This window comes from Pseudothauera lacus, from assembly GCF_003034845.1.
Classification (GTDB): domain Bacteria; phylum Pseudomonadota; class Gammaproteobacteria; order Burkholderiales; family Rhodocyclaceae; genus Pseudothauera; species Pseudothauera lacus.
The window spans coordinates 1-14603 of sequence record NZ_PZKC01000009.1; the positions used below are offsets into that span (position 1 = coordinate 1).

Here is a 14603-nt window from a genome sequence, read left to right on the forward strand (position 1 = left end):
GGGAGACGTCTCAGGGAGTCGGTCAGCGGCCCCGCTGCCGATGCCAGTCGATGTCCCTCCACCCCGGCTCCTCGCCTTCCTCCTACGAAGTAAAAGAGCCGGTATAGACCATACAAGCCTGTCGAAGGGCACTTGATGGCAGTGCCTTCGAACGGGCTTCGACAGGCTCAGCCCGAACGGTATTTGATTGCCGGATTAATAGCAGCGCTCAGGACGACGCGCGCAGGGGCTGCACCGCCTGCAGGTGTTCGGGGCGCTCGAGCCAGCGCGCGAGGATGCGGTACACATCGGCGTCGAAGGCACGCGGCGGCCGCGTCGCCAACAGCACCTCCAGTTCCGCCTCGGTGGCCGCGCTGCCGAGCAGGCACCAGTGGTCGATGACATGCCAGGCGCGCCGCCCGCTGTGCGCGCAGAGCTCTTCGATGAGCACCGCGGCGGGCCACGGCCACGGCTTTACCGACACCGCCGCAAGACCGGCCAGCAGGCGGGCATCATGTTCGGCGGCGCTTTCGCGCCCCGCACAGACACCGGCACAGCGCTTCATCTGGCAGGCCATGCAGGCCCCGCTGCCGCCCTGCTCGAGGCCGAGCCGGCGCGGGCAGAGGCGGTAGCTGAGAGCCAGCTGGTGGAGCAGCGCATTGGCCTCCTGGCAGGAGCGGAAGACGCCATGCAGGGCTTCCCAGCCGGCCGGATCGCTGCCGCCGATGCGCACGCGCTGCAGCACTGCGGCACGCGTGCGGGTGCTCAGCAGGCGCAGCGCAAAGACCTCCTCGTTGGCGCGCAGCTGGCGGTTGTGGAGGGGCTGGCGGGCCTTCACCAGTTCCGCTTCGAGCAGCAGGGCGCCGAGTTCGCCGGCGGTTTCGATCCACTCGACGCGGCGGACCTCGCGCGCCAGGCGGGCGTCCTTGCCATTGCGCTGCGCGGCGGAAAAATGGTCCATCACCCGCGTGCGCAGGGAGACGCTCTTGCCGATGTAGAGCGGCAGTTCGCCCTCGCCGAAGAACAGATACACCCCAGGACCTTCAGGCACGCCTTCGATCGCCCCGGCGGGCAGGCCGGGCGGACGGCTGGGGGCCTTCATGGCTTTGCGCACGGCGGCGGCCAGCGCCTCCGCGGAGCTCTCGGCGACCGCCTGACGGACGAACTGCCAGACCGCCTCGGTATCGCCCATGGCGCGATGGCGGGCGTCGCAGCGCAGGCCGTGGCGCTCGATGAGGGCGTCGAGGCCGTGGCGGTGATGCTGGGGATAGAGCGCGCGGGAGAACTTCACCGTGCACAGCACCTCGGCGTCAAAATCGGCATCGAGACGCTTGAACTCATTGACCAGGAAGCCGTAGTCGAAACGCGCGTTGTGGGCAACCAGCACGCAGCCGTCGAGCAGTTCGCGCACGGTCGCGGCGATCGCGGCAAAGGGCGGCGCATCGGCGACCATGTCGTCGGTGATGCCGATCAGGCTCTGGATCATGTACGGGATGGACATGCCCGGATTCACCAGGCTCTGCCAGCGCCGCACCTCGCCACCGTCTTCGACGCGGATGATGGCGATCTCGGTGACGCGGTCGCGCACCGGCTGGGCGCCGGTGGTTTCCACATCGACAAAGGCCAGCCGCGCCGGCAGCGCCATCGCCGGCGGACTCAGGCGGCAGCCGGCTTGCGGCCGAGATACTCGCGGAACACGCCGAGGGTGACGTGGCAACGCACCTCGGCGAAGCCGGCGCGGCGCATCGCCGCCATCACTTCGTCGGGGCTGACGCTGGCCTCGATGGTGTCCCAGTAATACTCCCACAGCAGCCCGACCTGCGGCCCGCTGCGGCTCAGCCGCGACAACAGGGGCACTACGCCGCGGATGTAGAAGCGCATCAGCAGGCGTCCGAGCGCACTGCGCGGGCGGGTGATCTCCATCACGCAGGTGCTGCCGCCGGGCTTGAGCACGCGCAGGTATTCGGCGAAGACGAGATCGAGATCGGCGACATGGCGCAACGCATAGCCCATGGAGAGGAAATCCACCGCGTCGTCGGCAAGCGGAATGTCCTCGGCGTAGGCCTCGACGGTGTGCACGTCGAGCTTCTTGCGCAGTTCGGCAAGCATGCCGGGCGAGGGGTCGAGCGCGGTGAGGCGGCCGGCAGGGCCGATCAGGCGGCAGGCCTCGCGGGCCACCAGCCCGGTGCCGGCGGCCACGTCGAGCACGCTCATGCCCTCGCGCAGGCCGGCGCGGCCCAGGGCATAGCGGCGGTACCAGGCGCCGGTGCCGAGCGCGGTGATGCCCTCGGCGCGGTCATAGGCGCAGGCGGCGTCGTCGAACATGCGCCGGGTGTTGACGCGGCGTTCGTCCTCGGAGGTGAAATAGCTGTCGAGCTGGGCGTCGGCCTGCAGGGGGCGGGCGGTGGGTGCGGGAGGATGATCAGGCATCAAGGCGTCGGCGCCCCGCCGCACGCGCGTCGGCGCAGGCGGCGGGGCACGGCGGTATCAGTGGTTGGTGTCGTAGTAATAAGGCTTGACCGGCACGCGGGCCTGCGCCAGGCGTTCGGTCTCGGCGAGATCTTGCGGCTTGTCCCACCACAGTGCGCGGCCCTTCTTCTGTTCGCCGACTTCCTGCGGGTGCTGTGCGAGCCACTCGCGCATGAAGCGGGTGTGCTCGGATTCGTACATTGCCATGCCCTGCTCCTTCGTTCTTCCTGCGATCGCAGTGCGATTCTACCTCAGCCCGCCCGCCCGTCGCCGCGCAGGCGGCCGATGCGCACCACTTCGGGCACCCGCCGCACCGCGCGCATGACGTGCGCCAGGTGCATGCGGTCGCGCACCTGCAGGGTGAGGTTGAGGGCGGTGTAGGCGCCCTGCTCGTTGTCCATGTTGAGGTTCTGGATGTTGCAGTCGGCCTCGGCGATGGCGCTGGCCACGCGCGCCAGCACGCCGCGGGCGTTCTTGGTCAGCACGCGGATGGTGACGTCGAAGAGGCGATCCTCGCCGGCCTCCCACTCGACATCCACCCAGCGTCCGCGGTCGCCGCGCAGCTTGGCCACCGTCGGACAGTCGTGCAGGTGCACCTCCAGCCCCTGGCCCTTGCGGATGGTGCCGATGATGGGGTCGCCGGGGATGGGCTGGCAGCAGCGCGCGAGCTGCACGGCGATGCCCTCCGAACCGCGGATGAGGATGGCGCCGGCGGGCTTCGGCTTGATCACGTCGGGGCGGCCGGACTCCTGATCCTGGGCCTGGGCGACGCGGCGCGCGACGATCACCGGCAGGCGCTTGCCAAGCCCGATGTCGGAGAAGATCTCCTTCTTGGAGCGCACCCCGCGGTCGCGCAGGAAGCGGTCCCAGGCGAAGGTGGAGATCTGCCCGAGGGTGAGCCCGTGCGGACGCAAGGCCTGGTTGAGCAGGCGCTCGCCGAGGGCGACGGACTCCTCCTGCTGGGCGTTCTTGATGAAGTGGCGGATCTGCGCGCGCGCCTTGCCGGTGCGCACATAGGACAGCCAGGCCGGATTGGGATTGGCGTGCGCGGCGGTGATGATCTCGACCTGGTCGCCGTTGCGCAACTCGGTGCGCAGCGGCATCAGGTCGCCGTTGATGCGGCAGGCCACGCAGCGGTTGCCGATGTCGGTATGCACGGCGTAGGCGAAATCGACCGGCGTGGCACCCTTGAGCAGGGAGAAGATGGTGCCCTTGGGCGAGAACACGTAGACCTCTCCGGGGAAGAGATCGATCTTCACGTGTTCGAGGAATTCGGTGGCCTCGCCGGAGGTATTCTGCAGTTCGAGCAGCGACTGCAGCCAGGAGTGGGTCTTCTGCTGCAGCTCGGTGAGGGTCTTCTCGTCTTCCTTGTAGAGCCAGTGCGAAGCGACGCCGGCCTCGGCGATGTGGTGCATCTCGCGGGTGCGGATCTGTACCTCCACCGGCGTGCCGAAGGGGCCGATCAGCGTGGTGTGCAGGGACTGGTAGCCATTGGCCTTGGGAATGGCGATGTAGTCCTTGAACTTGCCCGGCACCGGCTTGAACATCGCGTGCAGCGCGCCGAGGGCGAGATAGCAGCCGGCGATGTCGGGGACGATGACGCGAAAGCCGTAGATGTCGAGCACCTGCGAGAACGACAGGTGCTTCTCCACCATCTTGCGGTAGATCGAATACAGATGCTTCTCGCGCCCCTGCACCTCGGCGCTGATGCCCCACTGCGGCATGCGCTCCTCGATCGAGGCGAGCACCTTGCCGACCACTTCGCGGCGGTTGCCGCGCGCGGCCTTGATGGCCCGCGAGAGGACGCGGAAGCGCAGCGGATACTTGTGCTCGAAGGAAAGTTCCTGCAGCTCGCGGTAGAGGTTGTTGAGCCCCAGGCGGTTGGCGATCGGGGCGTAGATCTCCAGCGTCTCGTTGGCGATGCGGCGGCGCTTGGCCGGGCGCACGCAGTCGAGCGTGCGCATGTTGTGGAGGCGGTCGGCGAGCTTGACCAGGATCACCCGCAGGTCGCTGGCCATCGCCAGCAGCATCTTGCGGAAGTTCTCCGCCTGCGCCTCCTCCTGCGAACGGAACTCGATCTTGTCGAGCTTGGAGAGCCCGTCCACCAGCTCCGCTGCGGTCTTGCCGAAGCGCTCGGCGATCTCCTGCTTGGAGATGTGGGTGTCCTCCATGACGTCATGGAGGAGCGCGGCGATCAGGGCCTGGCTGTCGAGATTCCAGTCCGCCACCACCGCGGCGACAGCCACCGGGTGGGAGATGTAGGGCTCGCCGCTGATGCGGAACTGCCCCTCATGGGCACTGGCGGAAAAATGATAGGCGGCCTCGACGCGGCCGACATCCTCAGGCTTGAGGTAGGTGAGCAGCTTGCTCCTGAGGCGCTCGAAATCGAGCGACAGCACGCTCGATCCGGGCGGCCGGAACGGCTCGGGGGCGGGAACGGGGGCCGCTTCCATGGACGAACTCGGCCCCGCCGGGGGGCTCAGGCCTGACCGCGGTTGAGGACTTCCAGCCCCACCTTTCCAGCAGCGATCTCGCGCAGGGCGATCACCGTGGGCTTGTCCTTGTCGCTCTTGTCCACCTCGATCTGCGGGCTGCCGCCGACGGTCAGCTGGCGGGCACGGTAGGTCGCCGCCAGGGTGAGCTGGAAGCGGTTGGGAATCTTCTTCAGGCAGTCTTCAACAGTAATGCGGGCCATGGTCAGTCCTGTTCGAGGAAATCGAAATAATGCAGATGCCGAGCGTGCTGGTTGGCATAGCGCAGCCGCGCCGCACGCACCACCGCCACCATGTCCTCGATGGCGGGCTGCAAGTCGTTGTTGATTATAACGTAGTCGAACTCGCCGACATGGCGCATCTCGCCGCGCGCACCCAGCAGGCGCCGCGAGATCACTGCATCGCTGTCGGTGCCGCGACCACGCAGGCGGACTTCGAGCTCCTCGAAGGACGGTGGCAGGATGAACACCCCGACCGCATCGGGAAACGCCTTGCGCACCTGCTGCGCGCCCTGCCAGTCGATCTCCAGCAGGGTGTCGCGCCCGGCAGCGATCTGCTCCTTCAGCCAGACCCGCGAAGTGGCGTAGTAGTTGCCGTGCACCTCCGCCCATTCGAGGAATTCACCACGGTCACGCAGGGTGCGGAAGGTATCGACATCGACGAAGTGGTACTCGCGACCATCCTGTTCGCCGGGACGCGGATCGCGCGTGGTATAGGAAATCGACAGCTGCACCTGCGCATCGCGCGCCAGCAGTGCACGTACCAGGGTGGTCTTGCCGGCGCCGGAGGGCGCGGTGACGATGAACAGGGTGCCGGGCATGGAAGGACCGCTGGGTAGGGAGGGAGCCCGTAATTCTATCCCACCCCGCCCACCGCCGCGCACGCAGCCCCGCTGCCGGGTCAGCAGCGCCGGCGTACCACCCACGCCTCAGCGCGCCGCATCCACCTGCTGGACAATGGCGGTGAGGATGTCGATATCGGCATCAGCCCGGCGTGGCGCGGCCGCCTGGCGCCGCGGCGCCGGCGCGCGGGTAGCTGCCGGAGGCGCCGGCGCGGGCACTGCAGCCACCTCCGCGGCGGCTTCCTGATCGGCGACGAGGGCATCGAACGGTGCCGGGGCATCAATGATCAACGCTGCCGCGGCAGCCTCTTCCGGCACCACCACGCTCACTGCCGGCGGAGCCGGAGCCACTGGTTCGGCCACCACCACGGGCGCCGGGCCACTCTGCCCGCCGCCAAGCAGCCAGCCTGCGAGGACCGCCACCGCCAGCACACCCCCCAGCATCACCGCCCCGCGGCCACGCCCGACAGCGTTCCGGCGTGGCGACTCGCCGGCATCGTCGACGAGGTCGCTGAGGATGCTCACATAGCCTGCCGGGGCGCTTTCGCGGGCCGTGACAACAGCACCGGGAAGGCTGGAAACGGGATCGTTGGCGGCGCTCTTCATGCTCAAGAAGTAAAAATTTATGCCACTGTATCACTCGTTTGTCGTAACATACAAATCCCTGATGAATCAGCACCCTTGCCCACACAAGGGCGATCCCACCACCCGCGCCTTCCACACCCCGCATGATGCTGCTCGCCGTCACCGGATACTTCCTGCTGGTTGTCGGTCTGCTGTGCCTGCTGTTCTTCCCGGCACAGAGAAACGCACTGAGCGCACGTCTCGGCGCAGGTGTACGGCAACTCGCGCACGGCGGCAGCACCGGCGCCGGCGCGCTGTTCGCCGCATTGCGGCGTGGCATTGACAGCACGCGGCAGCGCGGGCGCGGCACCATCGCCTGGCTGAGGCGCCACCGCCTGCAGAGCGCCGCTGTCCTCCTGGCCGTGAGCGCGCCGTCCATCCTTGCGCTGAGCCTGCAGCAACGCGCGCTCTTCGAACTCGACGACGCCCCTCGCGCAATGGATCGCCACATCGCCCTGCTCCTCGAAGGCGAGCAGCTCGCGCCGCCCCCGGCGCTGCCGCCAGAGGCCTTCACCACCCGTGAAGTGACGCTGATGCGCCCGACCGCCGCATGGGCGAGCCGCAACTGGGACCTCCTTGACGACGAGTTCCGTCAGCGCCTGCTGATGATCTTCAAGCTCATGCGCGAACGTCACGGCTACGAACTGGTGCTGCTGGAGGGCTACCGCAGCCCGGAGCGCCAGGCCTCGCTGGCCGCCCAGGGCGACCACGTCACCCGCGCCGGCGCCAACATGAGCTACCACCAGTACGGTCTCGCCGCCGACATCGCCTTCTGGCGCGACGGCAAGGTGGTGATCTCCGAACTCGATCCCTGGGCCATGCGCGGCTACGGCCTGTATGGCGAAATCGCCGAGGAACTCGGCATGACCTGGGGCGGCCGCTGGCAGATGCGCGACTACGGTCACGTCGAACTGCGCCGCCCCGGCGTTCTAGGCAGCGCCCGGCGGTGAGCCGCAACTTCCGCGCCGCATGCGCCCTCCCCTGTCCATTCCGGCGCCGTCAACGGCATGGCGCCGCATCCGGAGATGTCCATGGCACGTCCATTCATCCTGCTCGGTGACAGCACCGACCACGGCGGCACGGTGATCACCGCCTCCGAATCGAGCGATTGCGAAGGCCGCGGCATCGCCCGCGTCGGCGACAAGGTGACCTGCCCGCGCAAGGGCCACGGCCGTGTGACGGTGATCGCCACCGGCGACCCCACCGCACTGATCGACGGCCGCCCGGCCGCCCGCCACGGTGACAAGACCGCCTGCGGGGCGACGCTGATCGCCAGCCAGTCCCTGTCCACGGACGAGCTGTGACCATGCTCGCGCGCATCCCCATGCTCGCCCCCGTGCTGCTCGTGGTGGCCACCTTCGCTGGCGCCTGGATGCTCGTGCTCGGCTGGTGGCAAGCCAGCGATCACGCCCCGACGACGGCCGAGATCGGTCTCTACCTGTTCGCCCTGCCCCTCAGCCTGAGCGGCGGCTTCTGGTTCCTGCGCCGCTTTTTCGACATGCTGCGCACACCCACCGCCGCCACCGCGGCCGCACCGGCAGCCGTCAGCGCCGACTCCGGCACAGCACCTGGCGCGGCGGTCGCGCGCCTGCACGTCGGCACCGTGGCCATCGCCGCCCCTCATGCCGCGGATCCCCCCGCCCTGCTCGCCGCCATTGCCGACAACCGCCGCCCGCAGCTTGATCCGCAACTGTGCGACGGCGACGGCTACCCCATCCTCGCCGCACGCGCGGAGGTCGCCGAGGGCGACATCGCCGCACTGCCCGTCACCATGAGCGCCGAAGCCCGACGTGCCCTCGCCCTGCTCGACGCCCCCTTGCGCGCAGCACTGGCCGGCGCCGCTGAAGCCTTCACCGCGAACACCGGGGCAAAGCGTCTGAGCATCTTGTGGTCCCTGCCTGCGCAGTGGCCGCCGGCCTGGCAGGCAGCACTGCGCGACTGGCTCGCCGGCAGCGTGCTGGTCGACTACGAGCTGCCCCAGACACACGTCCACCTGAGAGCCTGCGACAGCGGCAACACCCTCCTCCACGATCTCGCCGGCACCGTCGCCGGCCTTCCGGCCGACACCCTGCTGCTCGTCTGCGCCTGCACTTCGAACATCGGCGAGGCCACGGTTGCACGCTGGCTGTCCGCCAGCCGCCTGCACACCACCACGCACACCGATGGCCTCGTCCCTGGCGAAGCCGCGGCAGCGGTGCTGTGCGCCAGCTCCGAACTCGCTGCCGGCAGCCCGCAGATCTTCCCGTGCGCCATCGGCGCCGCAGCCGACGGCGCGCGCACGCAGCCGCCGGGCGGCAAGCGCGGCGACGCCGCGGCGGTCACCGAGGCGCTCATGGCGGCCAGCACCGCCGCGGGCATCGACCTCGCCACGGTCACCACGCTGTACGCCGACAGCGCCCACCACGCGCACAGCCTCGGCGAACTGCTCAACGCCGCTGGCGAATGCTGCCCCGCGATCGGCGACGAAGACTGTGCCGCCGTCGGCACGGTGTGCGGCAGCGCCACCCCGGCCGATGCGCTCGTCGCCCTGGCCTGCGCCTGCGCCGCCGCGGCCGACAGCCAGAGCCCCGCGCTGTGCGTCAGCCACACCGCCGAACGGCGCATCACCGCGGTCGCCGTCCTGCCCTCCGCCCTTGCCGGCATTTCCGACCCTCTGCCCAGGACGGCCTGAACATGTATCGTTTCCTCTCCCTGTTTTCAGACTCCCGCACCCTGGCCCTCATCGGCATCGCCGCCCTGGCACTGTTCCTCCTGCTCGGTGCGCAGACGCTGGAAATCGCGCTGACCTGGGGGCTCATCGCCGTCGGCGTAGTGCTCGCCGTGTGGCTGGCAGTCTGGCTGTGGCGGCGGCGCAAGGCGCGCAAGGCCGCCGAGGCGATCGGCGAGATGCTCGAGGATCAGGCCGAGAAGGCGGCGCGCGACGGCGACAAGCTCGCCCGCGCCGAGCTCGAGACCCTGCGCAACCGCATGCAGGAGGCGGTACGCACGATCAAGAGTTCCAAGCTCGGCCAGCTCTCCGGCAAGGCCGCGCTGTATGAACTGCCGTGGTACATCACCATCGGCAACCCCGCCGCCGGCAAGAGTTCCGCCATCGTCAATTCGGGGCTCAAGTTTCCCTTCGAGGACGGCGCCGGCAACGTCGTCCACGGCATCGGCGGAACGCGCAACTGCGACTGGTTCTTCACCACCGAAGGCATCCTCCTCGACACCGCCGGGCGCTACGCCATCAATGCCGAGGACCGCAGCGAGTGGCTGGGATTTCTCGACCTGCTCAAGAAACACCGCCCGCGCGCGCCGATCAACGGCATCATCGTCACCGTCAGCATCGCCGAACTGGTCGGCAACACGCCCGATTTCGCCATCGCGCTGGCGAAGAACCTGCGCCAGCGCGTCCAGGAACTCACCGAACGTCTGGAGGTGCTGGCGCCGGTGTACCTGATGTTCACCAAGGCCGACCTGATCACCGGCTTCAACGACTTCTTCCAGGACATCGACTGGAGCGAACGCGACCGCGTCTGGGGCGCCACCCTGCCCTACGACACCGCAGCCCGCCACGACACCATCGCCCTCTTCGAACGCCGCTTCGACGAACTCTATGAAGGCCTGCGCGAGATGAGCGTGGCGCAGCTTGCGCTCGCCCGCGGCGACAACGCCACCCCGGGGCTGCTCGCCTTTCCGCTCGAGTTCGCCGCCATCAAGCCGGTGCTGCGCAGCTTCGTCGCCACCCTCTTCGAAGACAATCCCTTCCAGTTCCGCCCCGTGTTCCGCGGCTTCTACATCACCTCCGCGCTGCAGAGCGGAGAGAGCCGTTCCGTCTCCAGCGACGAGATCGAACAGCGCTTCGGCCTCACCGGGGCCGCCGGCGCCCCCTGCCGGATGGGGTCAAGCAACGGCTTCTTCCTCAAGGACCTGTTCTCGCGCGTCATCTTCGCCGACCGCAACCTGATCCGCCAGCACACCAGCCCGCTGAAGACCCGCCTGCGCTACGCCGGCTTCATGACCACCGTCCTCGCCTTCGGGATCGCACTGGGCGGCTGGAGTTGGTCGTACACCAACAACCGCGCGCTGGTCGCCAACGTCCAGGCCGATTTCGATCAGGTCGTGCGCATGCAGGAAGGGCGTCTGGACCTGCAGTCACGACTGCAGGCCCTGGACATCCTGCAGGACCGCATCACCCAGCTTGAACAGTACCGCCGCGCCCGCCCGCTGCAGGTCGGATTCGGCCTCTTTCAGGGTGACGAGCTGCTCGCCAGCCTGAAAGCCAACTATTTCAGCGGCGTACGCGCGGTGATGCTCGACCCGGTCACCGAGAACCTCGAGGCCTTCCTCGCCGAAGTCGCGCGCACCCCGCTGCAGGCGCAGGGCGACGGCGACGCCACCCCACGCAGCGCCGCCGCGCCCGGACAGTACCGCGATGCGCGCGCGGACAGCGTCGAGGATGCCTACAACGCCCTCAAGACCTATCTGATGCTGGCCAGCGCCGAGCGCATCGAACCCGGCCACCTCTCCGACCAGCTCACGCGCTTCTGGCGCACCTGGCTGGAAGCCAACCGCGGCAACATGAACCGCGAGGAGATGATCCGCCGCGCCGAGCGCCTGCTGTCCTTCCACCTCTCCCAGGTCGGCGATCCCCAGTGGCCGCTGATCCGCAACAACCTCGCCCTTGTCGACGGCAGTCGCGACAACCTGCGCCGCGTGGTGCGCGGCATGCCGGCCGCCGAACGCGTCTATGCCGAGGTCAAGGCCCGTGCCTCGACCCGCTTCCCGCCGGTAACCGTGGCCAGCATCGTCGGCCCCCAGGGCGGCAACGTGGTCTCCGGCAGCCATGTGGTATCCGGCGCCTTCACCGTCGAGGCCTGGCGCACGCTGGTGCAGCCGTCGATCCGCGAAGCCGCCACCAGTGCGCTCGACAGCACGGACTGGGTGCTGCGCACGGCGATCCGCGACGACCTCACCCTGGAGGGCAGTCCCGAGCAGATCCAGAAGACCCTGATCGATCTCTACAAGCGCGAATATGCCGATGAGTGGCGCCGCTTCGTGCAGGGCATCGACGTCGCCGGATTCGACGACTTCGGCAGCGCGCTGAACGCCATGAACCACCTCGGCAACGTCCAGCAATCACCGATCGGCAAGATCCTGCGCACGGTCTTCGAGCAGACCTCGTGGGACAACCCGGCCCGCCGCAACGCGGCCGCCAATGCCGCCGGCCGCGGCTTCGTCGAGTGGTTCAAGCGCGCGGTACTGCGCATCAGCCCGAGCAACGCCCAGGTCGACCTCGACCTGGGCAGCGAAGGCGGTACGGAAGCCCTCGGCGTCCTGGGGCGAGAGTTTGCCGGCATCGCCCGACTGATGGCAGAACGCGAGGATGGCGCCTCGCTGGCGCACGCCTACCTGCAGCAGCTTGCCCTCGTGCGCACCCGCCTCAACGAACTCAACCATCAGGGCGACCCCGGCCCCGGTGCCGTCAAGCTCATGCAGGACACCCTGGAGGGGCGTAATTCCGAACTCTCCGACGCGCTGCGCTTTGTCGAGGAGCAGATGCTCGCCGCGCTCCCCGACGATCAACGCGCGACTTTGCGCCCGCTGCTGCTGCGTCCATTGCAGCAGAGCTTCGCCGCAGCCCTGCTGCCGGCCCAGCGCGAACTCAACAAGACCTGGCTGGCCCAGGTCTATGAACCCTTCAGCCGTCAGCTGGGGGTCAAGTACCCCTTTGCTGCCGAAGCCGGCATCGAGGCCACGCCGGGCGAGATTGCACAGATCTTCGGCCCCGAAGGCGCCATAGCCCGCTTCGTCGACACCTCGATGGGCGCACTGGTGGTTCGCCGTGGTGACACCATCTCGGCACGCACCTGGGGCGATCTTGGCCTCACCCTGGAGGTCGACTTCATGGCCGGCTTCTCGCACTGGGTGCGCGCGCTCGATGGCGCCGCTGCCGGCGGCGCCGGCGATGGCGGACCGCAGACGGCCTTCATGCTGATGCCTCACCCCGCAGCCGGCACCACCGAGTACGTCATCGAGATCGACGGCCAGCAACTGCGCTACCGCAACAACGCCGCGCAGTGGGCCAACTTCATCTGGCCCAACCCCGGTGCAACACCCGGCGCGCGCATCGTTGCCACCACCTTCGACGGCCGTCAGGTCGAGGTGGTCAACTTCAGCGGCCGCTTCGGGCTGGAGAAGCTGATCAACTCGGCTCAGCGCCAGCGCAAGCCCGACGGTGCCTTCCAGATGTCGTGGAGCACCGACGGCATCACCGTCAGTGCCGACCTGCGCATCATCAGCAGCACCCAGGCACAGTCCGGCGACAGCCGGCGGCGCGGCTTCACCGGCTTGCGACTGCCCGAATCCATCGTCCGCAGCGCGCCGCCGGCAACCACCCTGGCAGCCGCCGGAACGCGCGGAGACGCGCCGCGATGAACGCCCGCCAGGACCTCACCGCCACCGCCTACTTCGGCAAACTCCCGACCAGGGGAGATTTCGTCAAGGGCGGCAACCACCCGCAGCTGATCAACCGTCTCGACCGCTGGGTGTCGGCAGCGATGGAGATGATGAGCGAGGACCCGCGCTGGAAGATCGCCTACGGCGAACTCCAGCCATGGGATTTCGCCTTCATCGGCGCGCGCATGCCTGTCGCCGTATGCGGGCACCTGCGGCCCAGCCAGGACAGTTCCGGACGGCGCTTTCCGCTGCTCGCCGCAGCCCTCGTCGAACGCAGCGACAACCTGCTGTTCCGCTGCGCCCCACTCGCCTTCGCCGCACTGTGGTGCCGCTTCGCAACGCACGTCGGCGAAGCCTGCGGTGCGGCTGAAGCGGGCCCCGCGCTGAGCGAGATCATCCGCGCACCGTCGGCGGAGGCGCTCAGCGACGGCCTGCGCGACGACCCCCTCGGCCACTTCGCCCGCCAGCACACTCTTGCCGGACTCGGCAGCGCGCTGGCACTCGATGGGCTGCGCCCCGACGTCCGTCGCATCATGCTGGCCATCGGCCTGCTGCTGCGCCCGTTGCAGGTAGCCGGAATGCCGCCCGCAGACAAGGGACTCAACCTGCCGCTGCCGGTCGATCCCGTGCTGCGCCCGGCTGTCGCCGCTCTGTGGCTGTACATGGTGTCGGCCTTCCTGCGCCGCGGCAGCGCCGAACTGCAACTGCTGATCGGCATCCATCAGGGCCATCCGCGCCTGCTGCTCGGTTTCAACGGCGCATCGCCGCGCACCTTGCTGGGCGCCCTGCTGCCCGGCTGCGCCGACGAACATCTCATCCGCCTCGATGACCCCGAATGGGTGGACAGCCATCCAGAGCTGCGCAGCCACTACGGCGTCGCCAAGCTCGCCGCCTACCTCTCGCAACCGGCCATCACGCTGGAGGCGGCACTCAACACCTTCCGCGAAGTCTTCCTCGGAGAATGAGCATGAAGCAGCGCATCGGACTGGTCGCAGCACTCTGCGCCGGTCTCCTGGCATCCGCCCCCGGGTTCGCCTCACCAGCGGCAGCGGCAACGGGCAACGAGCCCATCGTGGTCAGCGGCACCGTGCCTGACGAAGCTGCGCGTGCCGCGATCATCGGCCAGCTTGCCAGACTCTACGGCGGCCGGCACATCGTCGACCAGCTTGAAGTCGGCGGCGTCACCCCGCCGCCGAACTGGGCCGCCAACGTCACCCGCGCCCTCACCCCCGCAATCACCGAGATCCGCCAGGGGCAGATCCGCTTCGACGGCACCCAGGTCAGCCTCAGCGGCCAGATTCCCAGCGCGGCGAAGCGTCAGCAGCTGGCCACCGACATCGCCGCCGCCCTCAACCCCAGCTACACCGTCAACAACGCCCTGGTGGTCAAGGAAGACGGGCAAGCCGTTCTCGACAGCACGCTGGGCAATCGGGTCGTCGAGTTCGAAGTCGGTTCGGCGACCCTGACGCCTGCCGGGGTGAACATCCTCGACGAAATGGTCGCGGCCATCCTGCGCGTCGACCCGCCGGCCATCCAGATCGTCGGCCACACCGACAGCACCGGCGAGCGGCTGGCCAACATCGGCCTCAGCCTCAGTCGCGCCAACACCGTGCGCGACTACCTGGTCAGCAGGGGCATCCCCGCCGAGCGCCTGACCGCACTCGGCGCCGGCCCCGACAACCCGGTGGTCAGCAATGACACTGCCGAAGGCCGTTCGCGCAACCGCCGCATCGAGTTCAACATCATGCAGTGAGCGGCGG

The 14603-nt window shown here is 68.7% G+C and carries 13 protein-coding genes; 6 read left to right on the forward strand and 7 right to left on the reverse strand.

Translation table 11 applies throughout. The features are described 5' to 3' along the window. Positions 1–208: 208 nt before the first annotated feature. The 7 genes from C8261_RS11440 to C8261_RS11470 form a co-directional block, all read right to left on the reverse strand. Positions 209–1624 (reverse strand): 3'-5' exonuclease family protein, encoded by a 1416-nt coding sequence (locus C8261_RS11440; protein ID WP_107493856.1) that lies wholly within the window; start codon positions 1622–1624, stop codon positions 209–211. Positions 1625–1635: 11 nt separating this feature from the next. Further along, positions 1636–2409 carry a class I SAM-dependent methyltransferase gene (locus C8261_RS11445; RefSeq protein WP_107493857.1) on the reverse strand — a complete coding sequence of 258 codons (774 nt, stop codon included), beginning with the start codon at positions 2407–2409 and terminating at the stop codon, positions 1636–1638. 57 nt (positions 2410–2466) lie between these two features. Continuing rightward, positions 2467–2655 carry a DUF3460 family protein gene (locus C8261_RS11450; protein WP_107493858.1) on the reverse strand — a complete coding sequence of 63 codons (189 nt, stop codon included), beginning with the start codon at positions 2653–2655 and terminating at the stop codon, positions 2467–2469. 44 nt (positions 2656–2699) lie between these two features. After that, on the reverse strand, positions 2700–4901 hold the full coding sequence (locus tag C8261_RS11455) for a RelA/SpoT family protein (protein ID WP_107493859.1): 2202 nt from the start codon (positions 4899–4901) through the stop codon (positions 2700–2702). Positions 4902–4927: 26 nt separating this feature from the next. Further along, positions 4928–5143, reverse strand: a complete 216-nt coding sequence (gene rpoZ, locus C8261_RS11460; protein WP_107493860.1) for a DNA-directed RNA polymerase subunit omega — start codon at positions 5141–5143, stop codon at positions 4928–4930. 2 nt (positions 5144–5145) lie between these two features. After that, the gene (gene gmk / locus C8261_RS11465) at positions 5146–5760 is read right to left on the reverse strand and encodes a guanylate kinase (RefSeq protein WP_107493861.1); all 615 of its coding nucleotides are present in this window, start codon (positions 5758–5760) and stop codon (positions 5146–5148) included. Positions 5761–5868: 108 nt separating this feature from the next. Beyond that, positions 5869–6387: a hypothetical protein gene (locus C8261_RS11470; protein WP_107493862.1), complete on the reverse strand. Its 519-nt coding sequence runs from the start codon at positions 6385–6387 to the stop codon at positions 5869–5871. Between the two features lie 122 nt (positions 6388–6509). On the opposite strand from C8261_RS11470, the gene C8261_RS11475 reads away from it, so the two are divergent. The 6 genes from C8261_RS11475 to C8261_RS11500 all read left to right on the forward strand — a co-directional run bounded on the left by C8261_RS11475 (position 6510) and on the right by C8261_RS11500 (position 14596). After that, the gene (locus C8261_RS11475; protein ID WP_107493863.1) at positions 6510–7355 is read left to right on the forward strand and encodes a M15 family metallopeptidase; all 846 of its coding nucleotides are present in this window, start codon (positions 6510–6512) and stop codon (positions 7353–7355) included. Positions 7356–7436: 81 nt separating this feature from the next. Beyond that, positions 7437–7709, forward strand: a complete 273-nt coding sequence (locus C8261_RS11480) for a PAAR domain-containing protein (protein ID WP_107493979.1) — start codon at positions 7437–7439, stop codon at positions 7707–7709. A 2-nt stretch (positions 7710–7711) separates the two neighbouring features. Further along, positions 7712–9076 (forward strand): hypothetical protein, encoded by a 1365-nt coding sequence (locus C8261_RS11485; RefSeq protein WP_107493864.1) that lies wholly within the window; start codon positions 7712–7714, stop codon positions 9074–9076. 2 nt (positions 9077–9078) lie between these two features. After that, entirely contained in the window at positions 9079–12822 is a 3744-nt protein-coding gene (tssM, locus tag C8261_RS11490) for a type VI secretion system membrane subunit TssM (RefSeq protein WP_107493865.1), read from the forward strand. Next, positions 12819–13808 (forward strand): type VI secretion system-associated protein TagF, encoded by a 990-nt coding sequence (tagF, locus tag C8261_RS11495; protein WP_107493866.1) that lies wholly within the window; start codon positions 12819–12821, stop codon positions 13806–13808. The genes tssM and tagF overlap by 4 nt, the downstream gene beginning before the upstream one ends. A 2-nt stretch (positions 13809–13810) precedes the next feature. Further along, positions 13811–14596, forward strand: a complete 786-nt coding sequence (locus tag C8261_RS11500; protein WP_235864907.1) for an OmpA family protein — start codon at positions 13811–13813, stop codon at positions 14594–14596. The last annotated feature ends 7 nt before the right edge of the window (positions 14597–14603 follow it).